The sequence below is a fragment of the Roseibium sp. QJM3NY_11 genome, from assembly GCF_056173175.1.
The window spans coordinates 1,623,569-1,649,667 of record NZ_CM149660.1; the positions used below are offsets into that span (position 1 = coordinate 1,623,569).

Sequence of the window (26,099 nt, forward strand, 5' to 3'; positions counted from 1 at the left end):
GCACCATGTGCCCATGATCAGTCCCGGCCAGGCACTGCCTGAGCCGGGATTTTCATTGTCCGAACCTCGGCGTCAGGGTGAGGAGCCGTTCGGCTCCCGCGCCGATTTCCGCCACGCGTCCGGGCTCTGGCCGGTAACGCGCTGGAACTCCTTGTTGAAGTTCGATTTGGTGGCAAAACCGGCCTCGTACATGGCCGCCGTGATGGTGGAATTCCCCTCACTCAGTATCCGGCAGACTTCGCCGATCCGGAAGGCGTTCACGTAGCGGGAGACGTTGCCACCGGTCGTGCGATTGATGGCGCCGGAGACCTGGCGCGCGGGCAGTCCGGCGCGCCGCGCCAGCCTCGAAAGGTTCAGATTTTCGTCCCGGTACAGCTTCTCCTGCCGCATCAGCGCGTCGATGCGCCCGAAAATGTCGGCGTCTTCGGCGGTGGAGACGGGCTGCGCTGTTGCCGGTGCGCCGCGCAAACCGGCTTCGCGTTCCTGGCCGCTGTGGCTGCGGGCGGCCACGGAAGCCGCAACTCCGATCAGAAGCAAGGTGAACAGGTTGGCGTTGCCGACGAGGATCACCGCGTTGTCTCCGCTGGCCCACTGGAAGTCCAGCAGGATCAGGATATCGAACAACGCCGACAGAAACAGACAGGCGGCGGCCAGGATCATGGCCCGGTAGGCCGATCCCGCGCTTTCAAGCCGGGCCAGGTCGAGACCGTCCGGGCCGGCAAGGGCCAGTTTCAGGAGCGCCAGGGCATATGCGATGAAGAGCGCGATGATCGCAATGTCGATCAGGATCGGCTGAACAAGAAACAGGATGACAATGAAAAACGCGGCGAGCGGTGCTGCGGCAAGCCGGAGACGGCTTGTTTGGGCTTCATCCGCCAGACCCCGGAAACACTCGTAGATGAGCGGGGGCAGTGCGACAGCCAGGACGGGAAGGACAAAGCGCAGCTCGGCGATGCCGTAGCCCCAGCGCAGCCCGATGACAGTCGACTGGAGCGCGCACAGGCCGATCAGCATCAGGAACGGCGTCGTCGACAGGGTGCCGTTGCTGCGCAGCAGATAGGCGAACAGCAGCGACAGCAGCAGGGCGAAGACGAAGGGCAGGGGGACGAAGATCAAGACGATGGATCCGAAACGCTGGTGAGCGGCACGTCCCCGATCGCGTTTGGGGAAGACTGGATCGCGATTCAGGACGCCCTTTGTGGAACGGTTAGCAAAAGTGTCCGCTCATCACCACCACTTGCGGGAGACATCATGAAAATCAAGGTCATTTTAGGGTCGCTGCTTCTGATTGCCGGACTGAGCGTTCAATCCCATGCCGGAGATCCAGGTGCGAGCAAAGGTGCCGGCGTCAGGGATATAAAGGTCACCTCGCCCGCGCGGGACCGGGATCTGGATGTGACGGTCTGGTATCCTGCCGCCGCCTCCGGCGAAGTCGTGCCGGTCGGCGCGGACAGGATTTTTGAGGGAACGGACGCGTTCGCGGACGCCCCGATGAGGCCGGGCACTTATCCGTTGATCGTCTTCTCGCACGGGTCAGGTGCATCCATTCACAAGATGGCCTGGCTGGCCGGGAAGCTTGCCGGCAAGGGGTTCATCGTCGCAGGCCCCGATCACCCGGGCACCACAAGCGGGGACTCCACTCCGGAAGACACGCCGAAACTGTGGCAGCGCACCGATGATCTTTCAAACGTGATCTCGGCGCTGCTGGCCGATCCCGACTGGGGCAAGGTGATCGCGGCGGACAGGATCGGGGTTCTCGGGTACTCGCTCGGAGGAGCGGCGGCGCTGGAGCTTGCAGGTGCCCGTGCGGACCTCGAAGCCTATGCCCGCTATTGCGAGACCTATCTGGACATGGCGGATTGCGTGTGGTTCGCCGGCGGCAGGGGCTACCGGAACCGGGAAGCCATCGAGGTTGCCAAACTGGACCTGCGCTCGGTCGACAGGGCGCGGTTCGAACAATCCAATCTCGATCCGCGTATCAGAGCCACCGTCCTCGTCGATCCGTCTCTGGCCCTGGCTTTCGACGAGGCAAGCCTTGCCGGTATCCGCAGTTCCCTGCATTTCATCAACCTGGGTGATCCGGAGACGGTCCCGGTGTCGGTGAAGGCGGACAAGCTGGCCGGACTGGTGCCGCAGGCCACCCACAGCTGGATCAGGGACGCGGTGCATTTCAGCTTCCTGCCGGTCTGCGCGGACGACCGCCATGAATTCATGCAGTTGATCGGCGAGACCGACACGCTGTGTACGGATGGCAGCGACCGGACGCGTATCGAGCTCCACGAGGAGCTGGAACGGAACGTGACGGACGCTTTCCAGCGGATGCTTGGGGCCGGGGACTGAAGACCGGACTACGCATGGAGACGGACCCCCGCCCGCAGATGCTGCGGGCGGGGGTCCCGACGTGCCGTTCCGGGTTGTCAGGGCTTTCAGCCGCTGGTCCGGCGCGCGATCAGTTCGAGACAGGCGACCAGGACGATGCCATAGAGCACGTGTCCGACCAATGCGACCCAGGTGATGCCACTGAAACCCAGAAAGAACGGCAGGCCGGCAACAGCCGTGATGCCGCCGATGGCGAAGACCCACAGGCCGAACCCGTAAATCGCGGCGGGCAGTAGCCAGTGTGTGCCGCCGACGATGCGCTGCCACAGCGGCGCGAAAATGAACATCCAGCCGACGGGATAACCGATCAGGCCGACAAGGTAGAAGTGGACGAAATAGCCGGCAAAATCACTGGCGGGCAGGCCGAGGCTGCCGAGCAGACTGCGCGCGAGCCCGTGCGGGGACAGGGTGGCGAACCCGAGAGCGGGGCTGAGCACCTGGCCCCAGAGGTCGAAGGCGATGGTGGCAAAGAAGCCCGAAACGAACATCAGGCCGAGGGTGTTGAAATTGAGGGTCGGCACGCTGTGCGCCGATGGGGCTGCGGAAGGGGGCGTATTCATGAGGATGTCTCCTGTCGAGGGAGTGATACTGGCAACAGCCGATATTTGGGTTCGACCGCGATCACTTTAAAATAAAATGGATCCCCGTTTTCCTGACGAGTTTGTGAGGGCGATTTTACCTGTTGTGCGGCGTCCACGGTCCCCGGGAAAATACAGCCCCGATGTTGCCCCACATTCTGTTGCGTGCTCGGATGCGCGGCAATGAATCTGTCTGTGAGTTCCATAATGGAGACTTTACCTGTTCGCCTCTATGCGGCGTTTGCCGCCGACGAGACCGGTGGCGCCATGGGCGCCGTGGTGTTCGAGGACACGCCGCTCTGGCCGGCGGCACGCCGGCGGATTGCCGCCGATCTGGGCGCGCCGGTGACCGGGTTCGTGCGCCAGGTGGCTGGTGACAGGGTCCAGACAAAATTCCAGTCTCCGTTCTCGGAAATCGACATGTGCGGCCACGGCGCCGTGGCCGTGTTCAGCGCCCTCAGGGATGATGGCCGGATCGGACCTGGAGCCTTTGTACTGGAAACGGTGTCGGGGGAGATCGCGGTGGACGTGGCGCCGGAAGGGTCCATCGCCCTCCGCCAGCCGCTGCCGGACTTCTCCACGAGCGCGCCGGGCAGCGCGGAGCTGGCATCGCTTCTGGGAGTGACGGCAAGCGCCGTCGTGAAGGTGTCGGCCGCATCATTGGGGCATCGGCTGATCTTCGTGCGACTGGCCGATCCGGAGGCCCTTGCGGCGATCCATCCGGAGACCTCGGCCCTGGACGGCTATTGCCGGGCGCGGTCCGTCGACGGGATCGGCGTGTGGTGGCCCGCCTTTTCCGGGCTTGGCAAGATGAAGATCCGCCTGCGTGCTTTCCGGAGAGGTGCCGCCGGTTTCGGGGAAACAGCCGGGGACACCACCAGCGCCGCACTCGCCTGCACACTCTTCCGGTCGCACAGTCTTCTGCCCGGTGCGGGTGGCCAGGCGGTGCTGGTTGCCGAACAGGGGGCCGAACTGGGCCGGCTCAGCATCGTGCGGACGGTTCTGAATACGCTTGAGGGTGAAATCACCGGCGTATCGGTCGGCGGTTACGCGGCTTTGCGGATGACCGGGGAGGTTGTTGTCTAACCGGCACATGGTTGCGGGTCCCGGGTGCGCCGCCCACTCCTTTAGGGGCCGCGGAAGCGGCACCCCGGGAAGAGGCCTGTCTTGACGACAGGCCGCTTGGCCGTTGTGAACACGGATCGTTTCTAACCCCGGGTGAAAGTCGCCGGTTCTTCGCCGAAGAGTTCAATCTCCACGGTTTCGGCAGGGCCGGCCGGTCCGCCGAAGGTTATCGTCGAGCGGGAGCCGGAGGGAGCGTTTTCCGTGACGAAATCGAACACCATCACCGGGCCGTCGAAGGGCAGGAGAGGAAACTCCATCGGTTTCGGCCCGGCTGCGAGGGTCAGCCCGCGCGGACTTGTACCGATCTCGATACGGCCGAAATAGGGGTGCGTGTAAACGCCGACGGCCCGGTTTGCGGCGGGCGGCGGAGCGGCGTTTTCCGGCGGGGTCATGCCGACGGTGCGGCCACGCTTTTCGAAGAACCCGGCAAAGATCCTGCTGTAACCGGCATACCAGTCCCGGGTCTCGTGGCCGAACTGGGCAAGATCGGTAAAGCTGGCGGCGATGGATTCGGCTGCGCCGACCGGGGCGGCATTGGTCAGGACCACGATACCGAGATCAAGCGAGGGAATGAGCGTGAAGCAGGTGCCGGCCCCCAGCACAAAGGCGCCGGAATGGCTGAGCCTGGTCCGCCCGGAGGGGTCGGTGCCGACGTTGAAGCCGTAGCCGTAAAAGCCTGGGCGGGAGTCCAGGTTTCGCGGCGGACTGGAGACACTCTGCGGGCTGACAGCCGGCAGCAGCGCGGCCGGGGAAAGCCATTCGCTGCCCTCATGGTGGCCGTCCGCCAGGATCATCTTCATCCAGATGGCGAGATCGTTGACAGTGGAGCTGACGCCGCCGGCGGGAGACTGGGCGTCCGGTTCGCGCTGGAACAGCGGCGAGAAGCCGTCACCTGAACGTGCATGCGGCACCGCCCTGTTGGCGGCGGCCATGTAATCCTTGAAGCGGGAACTGGTCGAAGCCATGCCGAGGGGACGGTAGATCGCCTCTTCGGAAAGGCTTGCCCAGTCGGTCCCGGCCGACCGGGCGACCGCTTCGGCCGCGGCGGTCATGCCGAAATTGGTGTAGGCATGGGTTATGCGGAAAGGCGACAGCGGCAGCAGACGCAGCCGTTCCAGAATGGTCTGGCGGTTGAAGCCGAGGTCCTCGAGGTCGTCGCCGGCGTGCGCGGGGAGTCCCGAGCGGTGGCTGTAGAGGTCGGCCACGGTCAGCACCTTGCTGCGTGCGGGATCGGCAAGCTCGAACCAGGGCAGGAGATCCTTCATCCGGCTCTCCCAGGAGACCCGCTCCAGCGTCACCTGCCGCGCAACCACGCTTGCCCCGACCGGCTTCGACAGGGAGGCGAGCTGGAACACCGTGTCCGGGGTCACGGGCTCCGGCAAGCCGATCTTCCGCTCCCCGAACCCCTTGGCGTAGACCGTGCGTCCCTCATGGACCACCGCGACCGCAGCACCCGGGATCTTGCTGCGGATCATGAGCTCCGTGACGATCCGGTCGAGCTCGCCGACAGCCATGTCGATCTGCCCAGGAGGCACAGGGACGCCCGGCGTTTCGGCGGGCGACAGGTCCTGGGCAAAGGCGGTGAGGGGATATGCGCCCAGGGCCGCGGTGGCCACGCCCAGAAAAAGCCGGCGGGACAGGACACCGGCGTCTCCGGCGTAAGTCTTAAAGGTCATGTGCTCCGTGTTCCTTTTCAGCTTATCGTTCCGGCGACATCGGTTTCAGCACGGAAGTCGGCGGAATTCACGTTCATTTTTCGGCTGTCAGGGGGCTGCGGGAAGCCCTGATGCAATAGTAAGATGCCGCGACAGCGACCGGCAGGGTGAAGATCCAGGTGTCCCAGGACAAGAAGATCACCTGGAATTTTTCCCAGAAAGGATGGGTTCTTGCCCACAGGTTGTCACCCAGGAAAGTGTCGGTCATGGCCACGATGACGGCGGCGACGAGCGGGGCGAGACCAGCGAAGACCAACGGGAAGCGCGTGATCCAGCCATTGAAAACAAAGGCGATGCCGGCCGCGATCAGCAACAGGGGCAGGCTGATCACAAGTCCGACGGTGAAAGCCAGCATCAGCGAACCGACAATTACTTCGAGAAAGACGCCGGGCTCATCGACCAGCCTGGAAAGCGTGAAATATTCAGGGGAGGTTGCCAGGAACTGCCTCATCGGCAGGAAGACCATGCCCGCGGACAGCAGGCCCAAAAACCATGATATGAGCAGCCGTCTCACCATTTCGCGCGTTCCCGGAATCACTTGCCGACAGCCTAATCCATATCCCCATGCACGGCGACCATGTCCAGTTCGGCTTCCGGTGCCGCGATTGTCCTGAAACTCTCCCTGACGCCATCCTCGCTCAGATCCCGCTGAACCGCGATCAAAGTGTTCTCCGGATGCTCTTCGCAAAGCTCGGCCATGTAGCGCAGTTCTTCCTCGGCCACACTCCGTGCGGCCTCGACAGAGGGGGCGCCGTAGATGTCGACGAAATGCTGCGCCAGAGCGCCGGCCAGGCTTGAAAATTCCGCCTGCTCGATCGGCGTCACGGCCACGAAGGTCACCCGGCCGAAGGTTTCCAGACCCAGCCAGCCGTTGGCGAAGGCCTGCCGGGCCTTGCCGGTCAGATCGGCGTCGGTCCAGTCGGAGAACTCGAAGCCGCCGGAGAGGCACCATTCGCCGGTGCGGGCTGGTGAAAAGAAAACATTGCGGTCGCTGTCGTCCAGGTGAATGGCGCGGGCGAGTTTCATGCGATCATGCCTCCAGGCGGGTCGAGAGCGGGATCAAGGTGGTGTTGTCGTTCTGTCTCAGCAGCATGCCGAAGTTCTCGTCGACACCGACAAAGGTGCCCCTGGTGCCGTCGATCCCGATCGGTTCGCCCATGTCACGCGCCAGCGCGCGCCAGGTGTCGTGGACGGGCCTCGGTCCCTCGTCGAGCCAGCGGTTGATCCAGTAAAGGCTGTGTCGCACCCAGGCTTCCAGAAGCTGCCCCGCCGAGATGTCCGCGCAGCCTTCCTCCGACAGGAAGGTCCGGTCCGGATCGGCGCCGGGATTGTCCTTCGAGCTCTCCATGTCCAGTTCGAGCCCGATGACCAGCCAGTCCGGTTCCACTTGCGGTATCGCGGTGGAAGCCTTCGCGCGCAATCTGCCGCAGGCCGCGCCGTTGACCCTGATGCCGCCGTCCCAATCCAGATGGACGGCGACTTCCGGCGGGGCGAGCGCCCCGAGCGCCGCCTGAAGACCAAGGCCGCAGACGGGCAGGGCGGCCATGGCCTCTTCCAGAGGTTTTTCGGGGGCGAAGATGACGCTGGCCTTCAGTTGCGGACCGGACAGATTATAGACGACAGTGCCCGCGTCGGTGCCCGAGATGGCGAGGGCAATAGCCCGGTCGAACGGGTCGGCCGGGCCTTTCAGCGGTTCTCCCGTGAACAGCGGCGGGAACTGGAGCGCGCTCATGCGTTGCCTCCCGCCACCAGGTCCCGGGCAATCTGGCGGAAGACACTGGCCTCCGGCGCGTCGGGGGACTGGATCGCGATCGGCGTGCCGCTGTCGCCCGAAAGACGGATGTTCAGATGCAGCGGCACCTCCGCCAGCAGGGGGACACCCAGTTTTTCCGCTTCCTCTGCCACGCCGCCATGGCCGAACACATGTTCCTCGTGGCCGCAGTTGGAGCAGACATGGGTCGACATGTTCTCGATCATGCCGATGATCGGCACCTGCATCTGCTGGAACATGCTGATGCCCTTGCGCGCGTCCAGCAGCGCCACGTCCTGGGGCGTGGAGACGATGATCGCCCCGTCGACGATAAACTTCTGGCCGAGCGTCATCTGCACGTCGCCGGTGCCGGGCGGCAGATCGACGATGAGCACATCCAGCTTGCCCCATTGCACCTGGGCCATCATCTGTTGCAGCGCGCCCATCAGCATCGGCCCGCGCCAGACCACGGCCTCGTCGCCGGAGGTCATCAGGCCGATGGAAATGACGGTGACGCCGTGATTGCGCAGCGGCAGGATCATCTGCCCGTCCGGGGAGGTCGGGCGGCCGCTGACACCGAGCATCTTCGGCTGGGAGGGGCCGTAGACATCCGCGTCCAGCAGACCGACCTTGCGGCCCTCGGCGGCAAGCGCGCAGGCGAGATTGGCGGCCACCGTCGACTTGCCGACGCCGCCCTTGCCCGAGGCAATGGCCAGGACCCGGTCAATCCCGGGCACCTTTTGCGGGCCGGAGGTGCCGGGCGGGGCGGGTCGGGGCTTGATGGGTTGCGGCTCGGCGGGCTTTGCCTGCGGCGCCGGCTGCTCGGCATGGGCGGTCAGGACCACCTGAACGCTGTCGCAGCCCTCCAGCGCCTTCAGCCTTTCCTCGGCCTCCGCGGCCAGCGCCTCCATTTCGGTTGCGCGGGCACCGTCGATCTCCAGCACGAAACGGATGGCGCCGTCATTCACCTGCAGCGCCCGCATCATGCCGGATGCCACGACGGATTCGTCGGTCGCCGGATCGACGACGGATTTCAGTGTTTCCAGTACACTCTCGCGCGTCAGCGACACGTCCTGCCTACCCTTCGATCTTGCCGGTCACGACATGTTCCAGCCCGAGTTCCTCGATGGTGACGACGGCTTTGACCTCGAAGGTCCTGCCGTCTGTCGGTGCAGCCTCGCGCACCGCGTTCTCGATGGCCTGCTGCGAGGTGACACCCACCTGTTTCAGGAACTTGCGCATGGACATGTTGAAATCATCGCTCATCTTATCCTCCTGTGGCAATTGCCGGTGCATTGACGTTTGGGGCCTTCGGCACCTACCCTCGCGGCATATGCCAGCAACGTGAGGGAGGAGCGCGTGGGCTGCCGTCTGGTTGTTATCTGCCTGCTGAGCCTGGTGCCGGGCCTGATTGCGGCTGCCTTCGGGCTGGCGCCTGCCGGGGCCGCGGGCAAGTCGTTCCGCCTGAGCGCGCCGCAAACCCTGGTCGCGAGCGGGTTCATGAAACATCTGTTGCCACGATTCTCGCTGAAAACCCAGGTCCGGATAGAACTGGTCGGGGAGGACGCGGCGGCCGATGCGCGGTTTGTTGCGGGTGGCACCGGCCGTGCGGTCTTTTCCGGCCTCGACCAGACATGGACGTTCGAGATCCTGGACGCGGACAATGCCCATCTGGCGCGGTTCGAGGACTGGATCACCGGCAAGGTCGGCCGCAACACGATCTCCGCTTACCGGCCCGGCGGCAAGGCGCTTTTCAGCGCGGCGGCCGCCCGGCAGCAGGCGCCGGAGGCCGTGGTTCTGTCCGGTGACGCGGTCGAAGGCGAAAAGCTGTCGGTGCTGCATTGCGGGCGCTGCCACATGGTCAACGAGGCTACGCGGATGTCGACCATCGGCTCCTCGCCTTCCTTTGCCGTCATGCGCGCCTTTTCCGACTGGCAATACCGCTTCGAGGCGTTTTTCGCGCTCAACCCGCATCCGTCCTTCACCATGATCGACGGTGTCACCGAACCGTTCGACATCACCCGGCCGCCGCCCATGGTACCGCTGGAGCTGACACTGGAAGAGCTCGAGGCCATTCTGGCGTATGTTTCCAGGATCCCGCCGGCGGATCTCGGTGCCCCCATCCAGTACCAGTGATCGCTTGAATGTCCGGTTCAATGGTCGCGCCGCTTGCTGATGTAGTCGTCCGTGGTGCGCACGCGCGGACGTTCGCCTCCGGCGAAGGGATTGTTTTCGGAATGATAGACCGCATTCACCCGGCAGTCGTCGCACATCTGGATCAGGCGGACGGCCTTGTTATCCTGGAACATGGAATGCCGGCCGGCAAGCTTTTCCGTCAGCCGCTCGACCGTTGAGCGCACGCCGAAGGGCTTGGCGCATTCGACGCAGTGAAACGGTTCTTCTTCCTTGAGTACACGGGGCCGCAAGGCGTCGTCGCCCAGATTGAGGCGCGGATCCAGCGAGAGCGCGTTTTCCGGGCAGATCGTCGTGCAGATGCCGCATTGCAGGCAGGCATCTTCCTGGAACCGCAGTTGCGGACTGTCCGGGTTCTCCTTCAGCGCGCCGGAAGGGCAGAGCGACACGCAGGACAGGCACAGGGTGCAGGCGTCCTTGTCCAGGGACACGGACCCATAGGGCGCGCCGGCGGGCAGGTTGATGACGGCCGCGTCCGGAGCGAGCGCCTTCGCGGCGAGCCGCGCGATCTGACGGCGCGAGCCGAGGGGCAGGATCGGCTGTTCCAAAGGCGCCGACGGAGCCTTTGCGTAAAGGGCCTCCTCGAGCTGGTCCGGGTCGGACGGTTCGATGAGTTCGATCCGGGTGCCGCCGGAAATGGCATTGGTCAGTTCTGCCTGGAACGGCAGGCCGTCCTGTTCCGTTTCCGGCGAGACGAGTATCGTCACCGAGGCAAACCCGCAGCCCAGAGCCCCGAGCGCCTCGGCATGGCCGAAGCCGGCCAGCCCGGTCATTTCCATCGGGATGACGTTGGCGGGCAGGCCGCGGCCGAAGCGCGCGCCGAGCCGGATCATCTCCGCGCCGTGGCCCGGCCCGTGCACCAGAAGGCGCGGCGGTGTTTCGCTGAGCTTGCGCCACGTCGCTGCCAGTGTCTGCAGACGATTGAATGTGTGCGATACCGGCGGTGCGTCATAGGAAATGGCGCCGGACGGGCAGGCCGCCGAGCAACTGCCGCAGCCGGCGCAGACCATCGTGTCGACGGCAACATGATCGCCCGCAGGCGTGATCGCGCCCGTGGGGCACAGGTCGAGGCAGCGGGTGCAGCCGGTCTTGCGCGCCCGCGAATGGGCACAGAGCTGTTCGTCCAGCCGGATGTGGATCGGTTTTTCGAACGTGCCGACCATCTGCGAGGCTTGAAGAATGACCCGGGTCCGGGCCTGGCTGTTGCCGGGGTCGGCGCGCAGATAACCCTCACGCTTGTCGGCGGCTGGAAGCAGCGCCGGTTCGCGGCGCAGATCCAGAAGGATGTCGCAGTCGGTCCTTGCGCCATTGCGCGGCTCGGTCCAGGCGAATGCGCCCCGGCCGCCGGGAAGACGCTCCTGCAGGGCGTCGAAGGACAGTTTGAACCTGCCAAGGGCGCCGGTGGCGGACCTGATCCGGCCGCGGACCACGTCATATCGCCTGTCGTCCGATACGGGCGGCTCGGCATCGGGCGCCATCAGGACGGTCACGCTCAGGCTGTCGCAAAGCATCGCTGCCGCGTCGAGGGCGGTTTCCGGATCACCGAGAATGAGACAGGTGCCGGCCGAGATCACGTCGACAACCCGGGCGCCGGGTTCCGGCAAAAGGGCGTCGGCGATCAGGGCCGCCATCTTGGGGGCGGTGGAGACCGAATCAGCCGTCCATCCCGCGCGGTCGCGGACGTTGACAAAGATGGGGTCGGCGACGCCGAGCTCTTCCGCGAGTTCCTGAAAGGCGTCCCGTTCCTGCTGGCACGCAATCACCACGGGGCCGGCTTCGAGTGCTTCCGCAGCGCTCGCCGCTTCCTTCCGGCACAGCTCCGTGTAGACCTTGGAGCAAGGAATTCCGGTTGTTTTCTCAATGGCTTCCACGTTCAGCGACTGACTTTTCAGGCAGTCGCAAAGCAGCAGCTTTGTGTCTGGCATGGCTCGCGCGTCCTCTCCCCCGCACCGGACAGTGCGCCCCGATTCGAATTCGGCGTATCACACAATCCGGTCCCCATAACAAAGGTGTCTCGTCCGGCCCGTCAAGCGCGACTTCAGCCGGGCTTGAAATTTATGCGTTGTGCGACAGCATTGGTGTAACGTGTTGAAAAGCCGGTTTAGCCGGCAGGGAGAGGAATGCGCCTGTGAACAAGGAACGCACGCGGTCAATGCCTGTCGGTGTTGTTGTCAGGCGGTTGCCCGGCGTCACGAAATGGCAGAAATGGTCCTGGCGGCCAGTGTCGGTTCTGCCCGGGGCCGGGCCCGCGAATTGGGTCATGCTGCGCGAGGAAGGCGAGGCGGTCGAGTATCACGCCGCGACGGTGGGGCTGGAACTGCACCGGGCGGATACCGAGGCCTATCTGACGGCCCTGTCCGACAAGGTGCCCTCCGTCTATGTCGTGATGCGGCCGGCGGACGAAGTCGAGCGTGAAATGCCGCTTGAGGTCATGCTGGTCACCGCATCGGCCTACGAAGGCCAGGATTACGCGGATTCCAGTGAAGTGCAGGTCGAGAAGATCCCGATGCCACCGGGCCTGATCGCCTGGGTGCGCGACTTCGTCGAACTGCACCATGAGGACGAGATCTTCATCAAGCGCAAGCGCGACAAGACCAGGATCGATCTGGAGGAGGACGGCGTCGGCGATCCGCGGATCCGCCAGTTGAGCGATGTCTACCGGGCACCCGGACGCAAGTTGAAGGACACGTTGCAATGAGCGGAAGTGCATGGGCAATGAGCGGGAGCAATGGGCAATGAGCGGGAGCAATGGCGGCGGACCGGATTTCTGGACGAGACGGAAGACCGCCGTTCGCGCCGCCGAGGAAGCCGAGCAGGCCGAAAAGGCCGAGCGGGTGCTGGCGGAACAGCACGCGGAGCTGGAACAGAAACCGGAACCGGAAATCCTCGAGGAACTCGGTCTGCCCGACCCGGACACGCTCAGCGCACAGGACGACTTTTCCGGATTCATGAGGACGGCGGTGCCGGAGGCGCTGCGCCGGCGGGCACTGCGCAGGCTCTGGACGCTCAATCCGGTTCTTGCCAATCTGGACGGGCTGGTCGATTACGCCGACGACTTCACGGATGCGGCGACCGTCATTCCCAACATGCAAACGGTCTATCAGGTCGGCAAGGGCATGTTCGACAAGGTCGCCGCGGCTGCAGAAGCGGAGGAAAAGAAGAGGGCATTCGAGGCGCAGATGGCGTCCCGCTCCGCGCCTTCGTCTTCCGGCCGGGACGCCGACTCTGGCGAAGTCGATGAAGAGGGCGCTCTTCCCCGCGAAGGTGTGGTCTCTGCGGAGAGGGATGTCGAGTTGCACGGCGAAGAAAATGACGCATTGCACAATGATTATTGTCAAAATGGAAAAACATCTTTTCAATTGACGCAAGGTGTCGAGGTCGTTCAATCTGATCCCGAAGGCGTGCGTCCAGATGTCGTGCAAGGTTCTTCACCAGAAGAAATGCAGGAAGAACCTCGAAATGCAAGGCGTCGTATGAGGTTTGACTATTCTTGAGGCTAAAAGTCAAGAATAATCGAAGCGCAGACGGCAGGCAGGTCGGGCGACCTGGACCGTACGTGAGAGAGGAAATTCGCGGATGACCGCAGTGGTCAAGGAATATGTGATCGATCCGGAAGATCGTGCCCGGGCGGATTTCTATGACTTTCTGGGTGTGCTTCTCGCGGGGCCGGCAGACCGCACGCTTCTCGAACAGGTCGCTCAGCTCAAGGGCGACGACACGCCTCTCGGCAATGCGCTGAATGTCCTGGCGAAAATTGCGACGGTGACCGCACCCGAGACGGCGGAGCGGGAATTCAACGGGCTCTTCATCGGACTCGGCCGCGGCGAACTGCTGCCCTACGCCAGCCATTACCTCACGGGATTTCTCAACGAAAAACCGCTTGCGAACCTGCGGGCCGACATGGCCCGCCGCGGCATTGGCCGCGCGGAAGGCAAGCGCGAGCCCGAAGACAACATCGCGTCACTGATGGAGATGATGGGCGGCATGATCACCGGCCGCTTCGGCTCGGTGACACCGGTGTCCGGGCAAAGGGACTTTTTCGAGGCTCATGTCGACCCCTGGGCGATTCACTTCTTCACGGATCTGGAAGCCAGCAAGAGTTCCGTTTTCTACGGAGCGGTCGGTACGCTCGGGCGGCACTTCATGGAGATCGAGGCCGAGGCCTTCGCCATGCTGCCCGCATAGTTTGACGTCAGACGTTCTGGCGGCAGGACCGCCACATTGAGAGGAGGATGCATCCATGAAACGACCCGAACAGGCGGAGCCTGACAAAGGCACTGGCCGCCGGGACTTCCTGAAGCTGGCCGCCCTTTCGGCGCCTGTCGCCGTGGCCGCAACAGCCGCCGGCGGAACCGCTGAAGCTGCTGCCCCTGACCTGTCTTCGGACAAGATGCAGGACACGGCGCATACCCGCGCCTATTTCGACAGCGCCCGGTTCTAGACCGGACCCTGAAACAGCCCCCGGCCTATGGTTGCGTGACGCCCGCTGGCCGGTTCACTGAACAAATCCAACCCAGCCGTATCGATTTCGATACCAGCAAGGTAGGGAATGATGCTTAGGAAAAAGACCAATGGGGTTGCGCGACGCCCCCAGGGTGCAAGTATCCTTAGAGACGCTGCACACAAATCGGTAGACCGCCGGACCTTCCTCAAGGGTTCCGGCCTCGCCGCAGGCGGCCTGGCCGCCATCACCGCGACAGGCGGGTCCGTGACCAGGGCCCAGGCCCAGGCGGCCGGAAACGCCGTCGACCTGGTGAAATCCGTCTGTACCCACTGTTCCGTCGGCTGCACCGTGATCGCGGAAGTCTCCAACGGGGTCTGGGTCGGCCAGGAGCCGGGATGGGACAGCCCATTCAACCTCGGGGCCCATTGCGCCAAGGGCGCTTCGGTGCGCGAGCACGCCCATGGCGAGCGCCGCCTTAAATATCCGATGAAAAAGGAAGGCGGCGAGTGGAAGCGCATCAGCTGGGACCAGGCGATCAACGAGATCGGCGACCAGATGATGACGATCCGCGAAGAGAGCGGACCGGACAGCGTCTACTGGCTAGGCTCCGCCAAGCACAGCAACGAACAGGCCTACCTGTTCCGCAAGTTTGCGGCTTACTGGGGGACGAACAACGTCGACCACCAGGCCCGCATCTGCCACTCCACGACGGTTGCCGGCGTAGCCAACACATGGGGCTACGGCGCCATGACCAACAGCTACAACGACATCCATAATTCCAAGGCGATCTTCATCATCGGCGGCAATCCTGCGGAGGCCCATCCGGTTTCTCTGCTGCATGTGCTGCGCGCCAAGGAACAGAACAACGCGCCACTGATCGTCTGCGATCCGCGCTTCACCCGCACGGCGGCCCATGCCGACGAATATGTGCGCTTCCGTCCGGGTTCGGACGTTGCCCTGGTCTGGGGCATCCTGTGGCACATCTTCGAGAACGGCTGGGAGGACAAGGAGTTCATCCGCACCCGCGTGTGGGGCATGGACCAGATCCGCGAGGAAGTCGCCAAGTGGACGCCCGACGAGGTCGAGCGGGTTACCGGAACGCCGGCCAGCCAGCTCAAGCGCGTCGCGCGGCAGCTTGCCAACAACCGGCCGGGCACTGTGATCTGGTGCATGGGCGGTACCCAGCACACCAACGGCAACAACAACACCCGCGCCTACTGCATCCTGCAGCTGGCGCTGGGCAACATGGGCACCGCCGGCGGCGGCACCAACATCTTCCGCGGCCACGACAACGTTCAGGGCGCGACGGATCTCGGTGTCCTCAGTCATACGCTGCCGGGCTACTACGGTCTTTCGGCCGGTGCCTGGGGCCACTGGTCGCGCGTCTGGGAAGAGGATTTCGACTGGCTGAAAGGCCAGTTCCAGACCGTCAAGGGTGCGGACGGCAAGGACAAGAACCTCATGAACCTGACCGGTATCCCGGTCAGCCGCTGGATTGACGGTGTGCTGGAAGATCCGGCCAACACCGACAACCCGGACAAGGTGCGGGCCATGGTGCTCTGGGGCCATGCCCCGAACTCCCAGACCCGCATGACGGAAATGAAGACGGCAATGGAAAAACTGGACACGCTGGTCGTCATCGACCCGTATCCGACGGTTTCCGCCGTTCTCAATGACCGCACCGACGGTGTCTACCTGCTGCCGGCATGTACCCAGTTCGAGACCCGTGGGTCCGTGACCGCGTCGAACCGCTCGCTGCAGTGGCGCGACAAGGTGGTGGAGCCCCTGTTCGAGAGCCTGCCGGATCATGTGATCATCGCCAAGTTCGCGAATAAGTTCGGCTTTGGCGACCGTCTCTTCCGCAACATCGAGATGGAAGATCCGGAAACTCCGAATGTCGAGGACATCACCCGCGAGTTCAATCGCGGCCTCTGGACCATCGGCTATACGGGCCAGTCTCCGGAGCGGATCAAGTCGCACATGACCAACCAGCACACGTTCGACCGGACGACGCTTCAGGCGGTCGGCGGCCCGAACGACGGCGAGTACTACGGCATGCCGTGGCCGTGCTGGGGCACTCCGGAGATGAAACATCCGGGAACGCCCAACCTCTACGACATGTCCCTGCCGGTGGCCGAAGGCGGCCTGTGCTTCCGCGCCCGTTTCGGCGTGGAGCGGGACGGCGACAACCTGCTCGCGGAAGGGGTTTCCAATCCCGGCGCGGAAATTCAGGACGGCTATCCCGAATTCACCATGCAGATGCTGATGGATCTGGGATGGGACGGTGACCTGACGGACGAGGAACGCGCTGCCATCGAAGCGGTTGCGGGACCCAAGACCAACTGGAAGACCGACCTGTCCGGCGGAATCCAGCGGGTGGCCATCAAGCATGGCTGCGCGCCCTTCGGCAATGCCAAGGCCCGTGCGGTCGTGTGGACCTTCCCGGATCCGGTGCCGCTGCACCGCGAGCCGCTCTACACCAACCGGCGGGACCTGGTGGCGGATTATCCAACCTACGAGGACCGGAAGTTCTACCGTCTGCCGACGCTTTATGCCTCGATCCAGAAGCAGGACTTCTCGAAGGACTATCCGATCATCCTGACGTCCGGGCGCCTGGTCGAATATGAAGGCGGTGGTGACGAAACCCGGTCGAACCCGTGGCTTGCGGAACTTCAGCAGGACATGTTCGTCGAGATTAATCCCAGGGATGCCAACAATCTCGGGGTGCGTGACGGTGCTCAGGTCTGGGTCGAAGGTCCGGAAGGCGGCAAGGTCAAGGTCATGGCCATGGTGACCGAACGTGTCGGCGAGGGCGTTGCCTTCATGCCGTTCCACTTCGGCGGCCATTACCAGGGCGAGGATCAACGGTCGAAATACCCCAAGGGCGCCGATCCGTATGTCCTGGGGGAAAGCACCAACACGGCGCAGACCTACGGCTACGATTCGGTGACCCAGATGCAGGAGACCAAAGCCACTCTCTGCAAGATCTCGGCAGCGTAAGGAGGATATACAATGGCAAGGTCAAAGTTCCTTTGTGACGCCGAACGCTGCATTGAGTGCAATGCCTGCGTCACGGCCTGCAAGAACGAACACGAGGTGCCGTGGGGCATCAACCGCCGCCGGGTGGTGACCATCAACGATGGCAAACCCGGCGAACGGTCGATCTCGGTCGCCTGCATGCACTGCTCGGACGCGCCCTGCATGGCGGTGTGTCCGGTCGACTGTTTCTACCAGTCGGAAGAAGGCGTGGTCCTGCATTCCAAGGACCTGTGCATCGGCTGCGGCTACTGCTTCTACGCCTGTCCTTTCGGCGCACCGCAATTCCCGCAGGCGGGCAATTTCGGATCGCGCGGCAAGATGGACAAGTGCACCTTCTGTGCAGGTGGCCCGGAGGAGAACAACTCCACCGCCGAGTTTGCCAAATACGGCCGCAACCGTATTGCCGAAGGCAAGCTGCCGCTGTGCGCGGAAATGTGTTCCACCAAGGCCCTGCTGGCAGGCGATGGCGACGTGGTGTCGGCCATCTACCGCGAGCGCGTGGTGGCCCGCGGCTTCGGCTCGGGCGCCTGGGGCTGGGGCACCGCCTATGGTCAGAAGGGCGGTTGATCAAAAGAGCGCTGGCGCAGCGGCCCATTCAAGCGGGCCGCACGCACGGGGCTTCGATCAATCGTAATACATGCGCGCACGGGGCGGCAGAAATGCCGCCCCGTGCGACTCCGGCGACATTCAAAAGAGGTTTCGGCGATGACACGCTTGGCGTTGGCAATGATTGTTCTTCTTGCGTTCCTGACTCAGGGCTTTGCTCAGGACCCGGCACCGGACAGATCCGCGACAGGTGGTGCCCAGACGCTTGAGGATATCCTGAAGCGCCAGAAGGGCGAGAAGGTCGATTCCACGTTCCGAAGCGGCAACACGGGCGACCCGAATTCGGCCGCCGCGATGTCGTCCCAGCTCGGCACGCTGGGCGGCGCCTCAGATCCGGATCTGTGGCGTGCGCTGCGCTACGGTTCCGCCGATATCACCGTGTCGTCCGGTGGCGAGGAGGCCACCGTCCTGATGCAGGATGGTGGCATGCGCTGGCTGGCCTGGCGCAAGGGACCGCTGGCGACCTACGGCGCCTGGCTTCTGGCCGCGACTGTGGTGGTGCTGCTGCTGTTTTATCTCCTGCGCGGACGCATCCGGATCGACGGTGAAAAAACAGGCCGGACGATCACCCGTTTCAAGGCGGTCGAGCGGTTCGGTCACTGGCTTCTGGCCGGGTCCTTCGTACTTCTTGCCCTGACCGGCCTGCTGACCCTGTTCGGCCGCTTCGCGATCATTCCGCTGATCGGCAGGGACGCCTTCGCGCCGATGGCGCATTTCTCCAAGTGGATCCACAACAACGTCGCCTGGGCGTTCATGCTGGGCCTGATCATGGTGTTCGTCATGTGGGTGGCGCACAACATTCCGAACAGGACGGACCTGAAGTGGATCGCCGTCGGCGGCGGTCTTCTGAAGAAGGGCGTGCATCCGCCGGCCCGAAAATTCAACTTCGGCCAGAAGATGATCTTCTGGGGCGTACTCGTGCTCGGCGTCTCGGTGTCCGTGTCCGGCCTGTCGTTGCTGTTCCCGTTCGAAATGCCGATGTTCGCGGCGACCTTCGAGAAAATGAACGCGCTCGGACTGCCGCAACTGTTCGGATTCGGGCCGCTGCCGACCGCCATGGCCCCGCATGAAGAGATGCAATACGCCCAGCTCTGGCATGCCATCGTCGCCTTCCTGATGATGGCGATGATCCTGGCGCATATCTATATCGGCTCGGTCGGCATGGAAGGTGCTTTCGATGCCATGAATTCCGGCGAGGTCGAGCTGCAATGGGCCAGGGAGCACCATGGCCTGTGGGTCGAAGAGGTCGAGGCTGCCGAGGCCGCCGAACGGCAGGCGGACACCAAAGACGCGGTTCCGGCGGAATAGGATCCGCCGGTGATGTCCCTTTCAACAAGACCGGGCCAGTATGTCCAGTCTGGTACCGGGGCCGCCAACCGGTGGTTGGTCGCCGTCTTGACGGCCGTGATGACCGGTTTTTCGGCACCGGCCGGTGCCGCCGATTTCCAGACCCTCAAGGGTCATGGCGGACCGGTCATGGACATCGACGTATCATTGGACAGCGGTGCGGTGGCGACGGCCAGTTTCGACAATTCGGTCGGTCTGTGGACCGGCCGCAGCCCGCGCTGGCTGGAAGGCCATGCGGCGGCGGTCAAGGTGGTCCGGTTCGTGGACGAAAACCGGATCGTGTCGGCGGGGGACGACAATGATCTGCTCCTGTGGGATCTGCCGGGCGGTGCTGCAGTGCGCCTCAAGGGACATACCGCCAAGGTGGCGGGGCTTGCGGTGTCGCCGGGCCGGGACCTGATCGCCAGCGCGAGCTGGGACGCGCGGCTGGGGCTGTGGCCCGTGAACGGCGGAGCGCCGGAGTTCCTGAGCGGGCACACGGCTGGGGTCAATGCGGCCGCCTTTTCAAGGGACGGCAAGCGGCTCTATTCGGGCTCCGTCGACGGATCGGTCAGGCTCTGGGATCTCGAGAAAAAAGCCGCCTTGCGTATTCTCGACCGCAACGGGTTCGGCATCAACGTCCTGACCGTCGGCGGCGGGGCCGGCGAAGGCCGGGGCGACCCGGAAACCTGGCTGGCCTACGGGTCCCAGGACGGGGTGACCCGGATCGTCGATATTGAAACCGGCACACGCCTGCACGAATTCGCGTTCGAACGCCGCCCGATCCTGGCCCTTGCCGTCAGCCCGGACGGCACCCGGCTGGCGACCGGCGACGGTCATGGCTACATCACCGTGCTGAACACGCAGACCTGGTCGATCGAGACGGACTTCCGGGCCGCTCTGAAGGGGCCGATCTGGGCGCTGGCCTTTTCCAGGGACGGCGCCGTGCTGCATGCAGGCGGCATCGAGAACATTGTCTATTCCTGGCCCCTGACGGATCTTGCAGGCTTCGACCCGATGACGACCGACACACCGCAGTTTCTCAAAAGACCCGAGGACATGTCCAACGGGGAACGGCAATTCGCGCGCAAATGCTCGATCTGCCATGCCCTGAGCGCGGACGGCGGTCGCAAGGCCGGCCCGACGCTTCACAACGTGTTCGGCCGCCGCGCCGGCACGCTGCCGGCTTATCCCTATTCCGAAACCCTGCTGGGATCTGATATCGTCTGGTCGGCGGAGACCATCGACCGGCTGTTCCTGGATGGGCCGGACCATTACATCCCGGGCTCCAAAATGCCGATGCAGCGGATCGTCGCGCAGAGGGACCGGGACGATCTGATCGACTACCTGAAAACGGCAAGCGCCACAGAGGCGACCAAAGGAGAGACTCAATGAAAGCGATGCTTCTGGCCTTTGCAGCCATCATCGTGATTGCCATAGGTTCCAACCAGGCGCTGAAGCACATGGGCTTTTCCAGCGCCGACCAGACCAGCAGCTCCTCGGTAAGACTGGGGAAGTGAGGGCGGTGTTCAGGGTGGGCAGTCCCTGAATCTATCCCGTCAGTGGAGGACTTGTCCCACGCGTCTGCGGGTGAGCGGGACCACCGTCGAAACGTCGGCAAGACGGCTTGTTGTCTCTCTCCCCCCTTGCGGGGGAGATGTCTCCGCCAGGAGACAGAGGGGGGTATCCCCCCTCTCGGCGCACTCAGGGTTTCAGCACTTTACGGCAGCGCTGCCCCCCCTCTGTCCGCTTCGCGGACATCTCCCCCGCAAGGGGGAGACAGGCGCAAGCAGCATGGCCTCTCATGTCCCAACAGAACTCCGGGAAGCCTGGCCCATCACAACGCTGGATGAGACAGACACTCACGCCCAGGCGCAGCGCGCGCCGGGGCCTCCGGACACGGGGACCAACGTCCCCGGGGCCGGACCGACAGGAGCCGCGGGCGATGCGGTCTGCCGGCTCAGCTCGAGCCCTTGTTGGCATTGGGGAAGAACAACTGCTGGCCATCGACCTTGTAGTCTGCGATCGCCTGCTGGCCGTCCTTTGACAGCAGCCAGTCGACGAATTCCTGACCCATGTCCGCCTTTACATGCGGATGGGCGTCCGGGTTCACCAGGATGACACCATACTGGTTGAACATTCTGGCATCGCCTTCCACCGCGATCTGGTAGTCGCCCTTGTTGCCGAAGGCGATCCAGGTGGCGCGATCGGTCATGACATAGGCGCCCATGCCCGTGCCGGTGTTGAGGGTCGCACCCATGCCGGACCCGGTTTCGCGGTACCAGCCGCCGGAGGCCGCGTCCGGATCGACGCCCGCCGCTGCCCACAGGCGCAGCTCGGCCTTGTGGGTGCCGCTGTCGTCGCCGCGCGAGGCGAAGGGGGCTCCGGAGCCTGCAATTGCCTGCATCGCAGAGACCACGTCGCGGGAGCCGGCAACGCCTGCGGGATCGTCTGCCGGGCCGACAATGACGAAGTCGTTGTACATCACGTCCGCGCGGGACACCCCGAGGCCGTCGGCAACGAATTTTTCCTCCGACGGCTTGGAATGCACGAACAGGACGTCGCCGTCGCCATTGGCGGCATTCTTGATGGCCTGGCCGGTGCCGACGGCAACGACCCTGACCTCAATGCCGGTCTTGTCCTGGAATTTCGGCAGCAGGTCGTCGAACAGGCCGGAATTCTGGGTCGAGGTCGTCGACTGGACGACGATGAACCTGTCGTCCGCGAACGCGGCCGGGCCGGCGAGCGCGCCGGCAATCAGTGTGGCGGCAAGCGCCAGGAATACTCTTTTGATCATTGTGATCTCCCAGGAAAGTCGTCAGTGTTTCTGTTCATGGATCTTGTGTTGGGGCCAAGATAGATACGGCCTTCCCGCCAGGCGCGGACGGGTTCGCTGCGCGGTGCGTTGAGGACTTCTCCGACCGGCCCGGCCTCGGCAACTTCGCCGTCCTGCAGGAAGACCACATGTTGTCCGAGCCGTTTCGCCTGTCCGGCGTCATGGGTCACCAGAACGATGGTGACACCCTGCCGGTTGGCTTCCAGAACGAGCTTTTCGATCGCCGCGGTCGAGGCCGGGTCGAGATTGGCGGTGGGCTCGTCCAGAAAGAGAAGGTCGGGTTCGCAGGCCAGGGCGCGCACCAGGGACAGCCGCTGCTGTTCGCCGCCGGACAGAACCCGGGCGGGCCGTCCGGCCAGATGGGCAAGGCCGGCGGCCTCAAGGGCCGAGGCGATCCTGTCGTTGCGCTCCCGGCCGCGCAGGCCGCGTACGGACAGCGCGAACCTGAGGTTGGCCAGGACGGAGCGGCGCAGCAGCACAGGCCTTTGAAAGACCATGGCCTGGGCGCTTCGTGCCGCGGGAGACAACCGGGCGCCCTGCCACAGGATGGCGCCGTCATCGGGCTGCAGCAGGCCGTGCATCAGGCGCAGAAGCAGGCTCTTTCCGGCGCCGTTCGGACCCATGAGCAGGGTGCGGGAGCCCGGGCGGATGGTCAGGTTCACGGCTTTCAGGAGCTGTTCGCCACCGGCGGAGTAGGTCAGGTCACGGACTTCGAGAAGAGGGCCTCGCGCCGCGTTCCTGTCGAAGGACGGCAGACCGGGCGCCGGAGTGAACGCAAACTCACGCATAGGCGGCCCTCACGGCGGACGCGCGCAACGCCATCACGCCGGCATTCACGGCAAAGGCGATCATCAGCAGAATGACGCCAAGCGCCAGCGCCAGCTGGAGATTGCCCTTGGAGGTTTCCAGCGCAATCGTGGTGGTCATCACGCGGGTGACGTGATTGATGTTTCCGCCGACGATGATGACCGCGCCGACTTCCGCGACCGCCCGCCCGAATCCGGCCAGTGCGACCGTCAACAGACTGTAGCGGGCATCCCATAGCATCGCGCCCATGCGGTCGATGGGGCCAACACCCATGGACGCGAACTGTTCGGAATATTCAAGGTTCAGATCTTCTATCACCTGCCGTGTAAGCGCCGCCACGATCGGTGTTACCAGGACCATCTGGGCGATGATCATGGCGGTCGGCGTATAGAGCAGGCGCAGGGGGGCGAGCGGGCCCGAGGCTGACAGCAGCAGATAGACCAGCAGGCCGACCACCACAGGAGGCAGGCCCATCAGCGCATTGAGACTGACGGCAACAACGGAGCGTCCGGGAAACCGGAAGGTGCCGACGGCGGCTCCCAATGGCAGGCCGATCACGCAGGCGAACAGGACGGCGGTCAGCGTCACGCGCATCGACAGTCCGATGATCTCCATCAGGTCCGGATCAAGCGCGAAAACCAGGCCGAAGGCTCCGCCAATAGCCCCCCAGAAACTGTCCATCCTTGTTGCTTCTCCCTTTTACGGGAAAAAATAACGTAAAATGCACCAGAATCCAATTCGCAATCGTGGGGAAGCGCAAAAAAAGACCACGCCTTCGAAAGGCGTGGCCGAAAACCGGTTCGAACAGACGGGATGCTCTAATACAGCCAGCGGGGCAGCCACGTTGCGATGACCGGAAACAGCCACAGGATCGCGACCGCAACAATCTGAAGTGCGATGAAGGGCACCACGCCGCGGTAGATCTGTCCCGTGGTGATTTCCTTCGGCGCGGCGCCGCGCAGGTAGAACAGCGAGAAGCCGAAGGGCGGGGTCAGGAACGAGGTCTGCAGGTTGATGGCGATCAGCACCGTCAGCCAGACCGGGTCGATGCCCATCAGGATCAGCGGCGGGATCAGGACCGGCAGCAGGATCACCGAGATCTCGACAAAATCCAGAAAGAAGCCGAGCAGAAACACGAACAGCATGGCGAAGATCAGCGCGCCCGTGGCACCGCCCGGCATTTCACCGAGGATCGCGTGGACCCGGTCCTCGCCGCCGAGACCGACAAAGACCAGCGAGAAGAAACTCGCCATCAGGATGGTGGCGAAGATCATCGAGGTGACCGTCAGCGTCGACAGCAGCGACGCCTTGAGCAGGCCGTCAGAGAATGCGGCCACCAGGATGCGCAGGACCACGCCGATCGCGAACAGGCCGAGGCCGGCGTAGACAGCCGCAAGCAGATAACCGCCAGGCGTGATGTCCGAGCGCTGCAGGCGCACCGGCAGCAGGGAGGCGGCAACGGCCAGGACGAGCAGGGCGGCGGTTGCCGCCACGATCAGCTTCGTGGAGACGCCGAGCCTGCGCCCTGCCAGCAGGATCGCTCCAATGGCGCCGACGGAGGCGGCTTCGTTGGGGGAAGCGATGCCGCCGAGGATCGAGCCGAGCACGGCAACGATCAGCAGGATCGGCGGGACGATCGCACCCGCGATCTCTGCGCCGGAAGGTGGGTTGACCTGCTCCTTCATCGCTGGAGCGTCGGCCGGGAAAAGGCGGGCGCGGACGAGAATATAGACGCAATAGACCGCCACCAGCAGCAGCCCCGGCACCATGGCGGCGGCGAAGGTCTGGCCCACCGAGATGGTCTCGATGGTGAACTTGCCTTGCGCGTATTGCGCCTGCTGGAAGGCGTTGGACATGACGTCGGCAAGGATGATCAGAAGCGTCGAGGGCGGTATGATCTGGCCGAGCGTGCCGGCGGTGCAGACCAGTCCGGAGGCGAGTTTCGGGTCGTAGCCGTTGCGCAGCATGGTCGGCAGCGCAATCAGCCCCATGGCGACCACGGTCGCGCCGACAATGCCGGTCGAGGCGGCCAGCAGCGCACCGACCAGCACGACGGACACACCGAGCCCGCCGTTCATCTTGCCGAACAACCGCCCCATGGTTTCCAGCAGGTCCTCGGCGATGCGGCTCTTTTCCAGGATGATGCCCATCAGCACGAACAGGGGGATTGCCGTCAGCACCGGGTTGGTCAGAACCCCAAAGAAGCGCTGGCCCATGGCACCCATGAGCTGGATGTTGAAGTCGCCGAGCATCCAGCCGAGAAGGGCAAAGCCGGTGGCGACACCGGCAATGGTGAAGGCGACCGGATAGCCGAGCAGGATGAAGACGATCAGCGCGCCGAACATGATCAGGTCGAGGGGCAGGCTCATGCGCGGGTCCTCTTCAGCTTTTCAAGGTCGCGCAGGAAGGCGGCGGCGCCCTGGATCAGCAACAGGACGCAATAGGCCGGAATGAGGCTCTTCAGCAGGAACGATGCGGGAATGCCGCCGACGGAAATCGGTCCTTCCAGGATCGCCCAGCTGCCGCGCACCGTGGGCCAGGAGAACCAGATCAGCAGAAGCAGCGCCGGCGTCAGCAGGAACAGATGGCCGAACAGGTCGATCCGGGCCTGCAGGCGGTCGCTGGCCCTGGCATAGAAGATGTCGACGCGGACATGGGCATTGACCAGGAACGTGTAGCCGGCACCGAGCATGAAGATCGCCGCGTGGAAATAGAGCACGCCTTCATCGAGGAAGATGTAGCTGTAGCCGAAGACATAGCGCAGCAGCACGATCGCGAACTGCAACAGCAGCATCGCGAGCGCCGCCCAGCACAGCAAATTGCCGATGCCTGAATTGACGCGCTCCAGCGCGCCCGCCAGTTTTTCCATTGCAGTTCGTCCTGCTTGTCTGTGTTGCCCCGATCCTGATCGGCGAGAGAGCAATTCGGATCAAGACCGCCCTTGTTTGTCATCCTGGACGGAGCGTAGCGGAGATCCGGGATCCAGTTCGCCGCGACTTTTCGGATACCCGTTCCGAGACCGGTGGTTACCAGAGTTCCCGTCCGTGGGGGGGATGACAAGTGCAGAAGCCTCGCGGTCTTTCGGTCTGTCCGGACCTCTCAACTGTTTCCGTCATTTCAGAGGGATCGCCCCACACTCAACCTCATCCCGAGGAAGCGCGCCAGCGCTGTCCCGAAGGAGCGGCCGCTTGTTCCCGAGCAAGGTGCCGATCCTTCGAGACGGACCTGGCGGTCCTCCTCAGGATGAGGTCAGTGGTGATGAGGTGACTTCACATCGGGGAAGATTTGGTCGCTTCCCCGA

General features: G+C 64.0%; 26 protein-coding genes. 12 read left to right on the plus strand and 14 right to left on the minus strand.

Annotated elements, in window-relative coordinates; all coding sequences use genetic code 11:
• Positions 1-72: 72 nt before the first annotated feature.
• On the minus strand, positions 73-1,116 hold the full coding sequence (locus AC0VX3_RS07395; RefSeq protein WP_475524165.1) for a helix-turn-helix domain-containing protein: 1,044 nt from the start codon (positions 1,114-1,116) through the stop codon (positions 73-75).
• A gap of 135 nt (positions 1,117-1,251) precedes the next feature.
• Here AC0VX3_RS07395 and AC0VX3_RS07400 point away from each other — a divergent pair, with 135 nt between their 5' ends.
• Positions 1,252-2,340 carry an alpha/beta hydrolase family protein gene (locus AC0VX3_RS07400; protein ID WP_475524166.1) on the plus strand — a complete coding sequence of 363 codons (1,089 nt, stop codon included), beginning with the start codon at positions 1,252-1,254 and terminating at the stop codon, positions 2,338-2,340.
• A gap of 86 nt (positions 2,341-2,426) precedes the next feature.
• Here AC0VX3_RS07400 and AC0VX3_RS07405 read toward each other — a convergent pair whose 3' ends face one another.
• Positions 2,427-2,939 carry a hypothetical protein gene (locus AC0VX3_RS07405; RefSeq protein WP_475524167.1) on the minus strand — a complete coding sequence of 171 codons (513 nt, stop codon included), beginning with the start codon at positions 2,937-2,939 and terminating at the stop codon, positions 2,427-2,429.
• A gap of 225 nt (positions 2,940-3,164) precedes the next feature.
• Between AC0VX3_RS07405 and AC0VX3_RS07410 the strand changes: the two genes are divergently transcribed.
• Positions 3,165-4,043: a PhzF family phenazine biosynthesis protein gene (locus tag AC0VX3_RS07410; protein ID WP_475524168.1), complete on the plus strand. Its 879-nt coding sequence runs from the start codon at positions 3,165-3,167 to the stop codon at positions 4,041-4,043.
• Between the two features lie 122 nt (positions 4,044-4,165).
• Here AC0VX3_RS07410 and AC0VX3_RS07415 read toward each other — a convergent pair whose 3' ends face one another.
• The 6 genes from AC0VX3_RS07415 to AC0VX3_RS07440 form a co-directional block, all read right to left on the minus strand.
• Complete coding sequence (locus AC0VX3_RS07415) at positions 4,166-5,758, minus strand: serine hydrolase domain-containing protein (protein WP_475524169.1); 1,593 nt, start codon at positions 5,756-5,758, stop codon at positions 4,166-4,168.
• Positions 5,759-5,831: 73 nt separating this feature from the next.
• A complete protein-coding gene (locus AC0VX3_RS07420) occupies positions 5,832-6,314 on the minus strand; it encodes a hypothetical protein (protein ID WP_475524170.1) in 483 nt (160 codons plus the stop codon).
• A gap of 32 nt (positions 6,315-6,346) precedes the next feature.
• On the minus strand, positions 6,347-6,823 hold the full coding sequence (locus AC0VX3_RS07425; RefSeq protein ID WP_348151386.1) for a DUF6505 family protein: 477 nt from the start codon (positions 6,821-6,823) through the stop codon (positions 6,347-6,349).
• 4 nt (positions 6,824-6,827) lie between these two features.
• Positions 6,828-7,529 (minus strand): biotin/lipoate--protein ligase family protein, encoded by a 702-nt coding sequence (locus tag AC0VX3_RS07430; protein ID WP_475524171.1) that lies wholly within the window; start codon positions 7,527-7,529, stop codon positions 6,828-6,830.
• A complete protein-coding gene (locus tag AC0VX3_RS07435) occupies positions 7,526-8,617 on the minus strand; it encodes an Mrp/NBP35 family ATP-binding protein (RefSeq protein WP_475524172.1) in 1,092 nt (363 codons plus the stop codon). Before AC0VX3_RS07435 ends, AC0VX3_RS07430 begins: the two co-directional genes overlap by 4 nt.
• A 7-nt stretch (positions 8,618-8,624) precedes the next feature.
• A complete protein-coding gene (locus AC0VX3_RS07440) occupies positions 8,625-8,813 on the minus strand; it encodes a DUF6494 family protein (protein ID WP_475524173.1) in 189 nt (62 codons plus the stop codon).
• Between the two features lie 93 nt (positions 8,814-8,906).
• Between AC0VX3_RS07440 and AC0VX3_RS07445 the strand changes: the two genes are divergently transcribed.
• Positions 8,907-9,683 (plus strand): hypothetical protein, encoded by a 777-nt coding sequence (locus AC0VX3_RS07445; RefSeq protein WP_475524174.1) that lies wholly within the window; start codon positions 8,907-8,909, stop codon positions 9,681-9,683.
• A gap of 17 nt (positions 9,684-9,700) precedes the next feature.
• Here AC0VX3_RS07445 and AC0VX3_RS07450 read toward each other — a convergent pair whose 3' ends face one another.
• On the minus strand, positions 9,701-11,665 hold the full coding sequence (locus AC0VX3_RS07450; protein WP_475524175.1) for a 4Fe-4S binding protein: 1,965 nt from the start codon (positions 11,663-11,665) through the stop codon (positions 9,701-9,703).
• 227 nt (positions 11,666-11,892) lie between these two features.
• Here AC0VX3_RS07450 and AC0VX3_RS07455 point away from each other — a divergent pair, with 227 nt between their 5' ends.
• The 9 genes from AC0VX3_RS07455 to AC0VX3_RS07495 all read left to right on the plus strand — a co-directional run bounded on the left by AC0VX3_RS07455 (position 11,893) and on the right by AC0VX3_RS07495 (position 20,675).
• Complete coding sequence (locus AC0VX3_RS07455; RefSeq protein WP_342892779.1) at positions 11,893-12,438, plus strand: DUF3305 domain-containing protein; 546 nt, start codon at positions 11,893-11,895, stop codon at positions 12,436-12,438.
• 37 nt (positions 12,439-12,475) lie between these two features.
• Complete coding sequence (locus tag AC0VX3_RS07460; RefSeq protein WP_342892778.1) at positions 12,476-13,234, plus strand: DUF3306 domain-containing protein; 759 nt, start codon at positions 12,476-12,478, stop codon at positions 13,232-13,234.
• Positions 13,235-13,316: 82 nt separating this feature from the next.
• On the plus strand, positions 13,317-13,925 hold the full coding sequence (locus AC0VX3_RS07465; RefSeq protein ID WP_348151366.1) for a TorD/DmsD family molecular chaperone: 609 nt from the start codon (positions 13,317-13,319) through the stop codon (positions 13,923-13,925).
• 55 nt (positions 13,926-13,980) lie between these two features.
• Entirely contained in the window at positions 13,981-14,181 is a 201-nt protein-coding gene (locus AC0VX3_RS07470) for a twin-arginine translocation pathway signal protein (RefSeq protein ID WP_342892776.1), read from the plus strand.
• 111 nt (positions 14,182-14,292) lie between these two features.
• Entirely contained in the window at positions 14,293-17,184 is a 2,892-nt protein-coding gene (locus AC0VX3_RS07475; protein ID WP_348152222.1) for a formate dehydrogenase subunit alpha, read from the plus strand.
• A 12-nt stretch (positions 17,185-17,196) separates the two neighbouring features.
• Positions 17,197-17,790 carry a formate dehydrogenase FDH3 subunit beta gene (gene fdh3B, locus AC0VX3_RS07480; RefSeq protein WP_148582751.1) on the plus strand — a complete coding sequence of 198 codons (594 nt, stop codon included), beginning with the start codon at positions 17,197-17,199 and terminating at the stop codon, positions 17,788-17,790.
• Positions 17,791-17,949: 159 nt separating this feature from the next.
• Entirely contained in the window at positions 17,950-19,137 is a 1,188-nt protein-coding gene (locus AC0VX3_RS07485) for a formate dehydrogenase subunit gamma (protein ID WP_475524176.1), read from the plus strand.
• Positions 19,138-19,149: 12 nt separating this feature from the next.
• Entirely contained in the window at positions 19,150-20,550 is a 1,401-nt protein-coding gene (locus tag AC0VX3_RS07490; RefSeq protein WP_475524177.1) for a c-type cytochrome, read from the plus strand.
• Positions 20,547-20,675 (plus strand): hypothetical protein, encoded by a 129-nt coding sequence (locus AC0VX3_RS07495; protein WP_475524178.1) that lies wholly within the window; start codon positions 20,547-20,549, stop codon positions 20,673-20,675. The genes AC0VX3_RS07490 and AC0VX3_RS07495 overlap by 4 nt, the downstream gene beginning before the upstream one ends.
• Positions 20,676-21,115: 440 nt before the next feature.
• On the opposite strand, the gene AC0VX3_RS07500 is transcribed toward AC0VX3_RS07495, so the two are convergent.
• The 5 genes from AC0VX3_RS07500 to AC0VX3_RS07520 form a co-directional block, all read right to left on the minus strand.
• Positions 21,116-21,952 carry an ABC transporter substrate-binding protein gene (locus AC0VX3_RS07500; protein WP_475524179.1) on the minus strand — a complete coding sequence of 279 codons (837 nt, stop codon included), beginning with the start codon at positions 21,950-21,952 and terminating at the stop codon, positions 21,116-21,118.
• A complete protein-coding gene (locus AC0VX3_RS07505; RefSeq protein WP_475524180.1) occupies positions 21,949-22,779 on the minus strand; it encodes an ATP-binding cassette domain-containing protein in 831 nt (276 codons plus the stop codon). Before AC0VX3_RS07505 ends, AC0VX3_RS07500 begins: the two co-directional genes overlap by 4 nt.
• Entirely contained in the window at positions 22,772-23,479 is a 708-nt protein-coding gene (locus AC0VX3_RS07510; protein ID WP_342892770.1) for an ABC transporter permease, read from the minus strand. Before AC0VX3_RS07510 ends, AC0VX3_RS07505 begins: the two co-directional genes overlap by 8 nt.
• A 137-nt stretch (positions 23,480-23,616) precedes the next feature.
• Positions 23,617-25,167, minus strand: coding sequence for a TRAP transporter large permease (locus tag AC0VX3_RS07515; protein WP_475524181.1), 1,551 nt, complete (start codon positions 25,165-25,167; stop codon positions 23,617-23,619).
• Entirely contained in the window at positions 25,164-25,667 is a 504-nt protein-coding gene (locus AC0VX3_RS07520; protein ID WP_475524182.1) for a TRAP transporter small permease subunit, read from the minus strand. The genes AC0VX3_RS07515 and AC0VX3_RS07520 overlap by 4 nt, the downstream gene beginning before the upstream one ends.
• Between the last annotated feature and the right edge of the window lie 432 nt (positions 25,668-26,099).

Bases quoted from the DNA above. Each gene is read 5' to 3' on its own strand.
- AC0VX3_RS07400 (WP_475524166.1), top strand. From the start codon at position 1,252: ATGAAAATCAAGGTCATTTTAGGGTCGCTGCTTCTGATTGCCGGACTG.
- AC0VX3_RS07405 (WP_475524167.1), bottom strand. From the start codon at position 2,939: ATGAATACGCCCCCTTCCGCAGCCCCATCGGCGCACAGCGTGCCGACC.
- AC0VX3_RS07410 (WP_475524168.1), top strand. From the start codon at position 3,165: ATGGAGACTTTACCTGTTCGCCTCTATGCGGCGTTTGCCGCCGACGAG.
- AC0VX3_RS07415 (WP_475524169.1), bottom strand. From the start codon at position 5,758: ATGACCTTTAAGACTTACGCCGGAGACGCCGGTGTCCTGTCCCGCCGG.
- AC0VX3_RS07420 (WP_475524170.1), bottom strand. From the start codon at position 6,314: ATGGTGAGACGGCTGCTCATATCATGGTTTTTGGGCCTGCTGTCCGCG.
- AC0VX3_RS07425 (WP_348151386.1), bottom strand. From the start codon at position 6,823: ATGAAACTCGCCCGCGCCATTCACCTGGACGACAGCGACCGCAATGTT.
- AC0VX3_RS07430 (WP_475524171.1), bottom strand. From the start codon at position 7,529: ATGAGCGCGCTCCAGTTCCCGCCGCTGTTCACGGGAGAACCGCTGAAA.
- AC0VX3_RS07440 (WP_475524173.1), bottom strand. From the start codon at position 8,813: ATGAGCGATGATTTCAACATGTCCATGCGCAAGTTCCTGAAACAGGTG.
- AC0VX3_RS07450 (WP_475524175.1), bottom strand. From the start codon at position 11,665: ATGCCAGACACAAAGCTGCTGCTTTGCGACTGCCTGAAAAGTCAGTCG.
- AC0VX3_RS07455 (WP_342892779.1), top strand. From the start codon at position 11,893: ATGCCTGTCGGTGTTGTTGTCAGGCGGTTGCCCGGCGTCACGAAATGG.
- AC0VX3_RS07460 (WP_342892778.1), top strand. From the start codon at position 12,476: ATGAGCGGGAGCAATGGCGGCGGACCGGATTTCTGGACGAGACGGAAG.
- AC0VX3_RS07465 (WP_348151366.1), top strand. From the start codon at position 13,317: ATGACCGCAGTGGTCAAGGAATATGTGATCGATCCGGAAGATCGTGCC.
- AC0VX3_RS07470 (WP_342892776.1), top strand. From the start codon at position 13,981: ATGAAACGACCCGAACAGGCGGAGCCTGACAAAGGCACTGGCCGCCGG.
- AC0VX3_RS07475 (WP_348152222.1), top strand. From the start codon at position 14,293: ATGCTTAGGAAAAAGACCAATGGGGTTGCGCGACGCCCCCAGGGTGCA.
- fdh3B (WP_148582751.1), top strand. From the start codon at position 17,197: ATGGCAAGGTCAAAGTTCCTTTGTGACGCCGAACGCTGCATTGAGTGC.
- AC0VX3_RS07485 (WP_475524176.1), top strand. From the start codon at position 17,950: ATGATTGTTCTTCTTGCGTTCCTGACTCAGGGCTTTGCTCAGGACCCG.
- AC0VX3_RS07490 (WP_475524177.1), top strand. From the start codon at position 19,150: ATGTCCCTTTCAACAAGACCGGGCCAGTATGTCCAGTCTGGTACCGGG.
- AC0VX3_RS07495 (WP_475524178.1), top strand. From the start codon at position 20,547: ATGAAAGCGATGCTTCTGGCCTTTGCAGCCATCATCGTGATTGCCATA.
- AC0VX3_RS07500 (WP_475524179.1), bottom strand. From the start codon at position 21,952: ATGATCAAAAGAGTATTCCTGGCGCTTGCCGCCACACTGATTGCCGGC.
- AC0VX3_RS07505 (WP_475524180.1), bottom strand. From the start codon at position 22,779: ATGCGTGAGTTTGCGTTCACTCCGGCGCCCGGTCTGCCGTCCTTCGAC.
- AC0VX3_RS07510 (WP_342892770.1), bottom strand. From the start codon at position 23,479: ATGGACAGTTTCTGGGGGGCTATTGGCGGAGCCTTCGGCCTGGTTTTC.
- AC0VX3_RS07515 (WP_475524181.1), bottom strand. From the start codon at position 25,167: ATGAGCCTGCCCCTCGACCTGATCATGTTCGGCGCGCTGATCGTCTTC.
- AC0VX3_RS07520 (WP_475524182.1), bottom strand. From the start codon at position 25,667: ATGGAAAAACTGGCGGGCGCGCTGGAGCGCGTCAATTCAGGCATCGGC.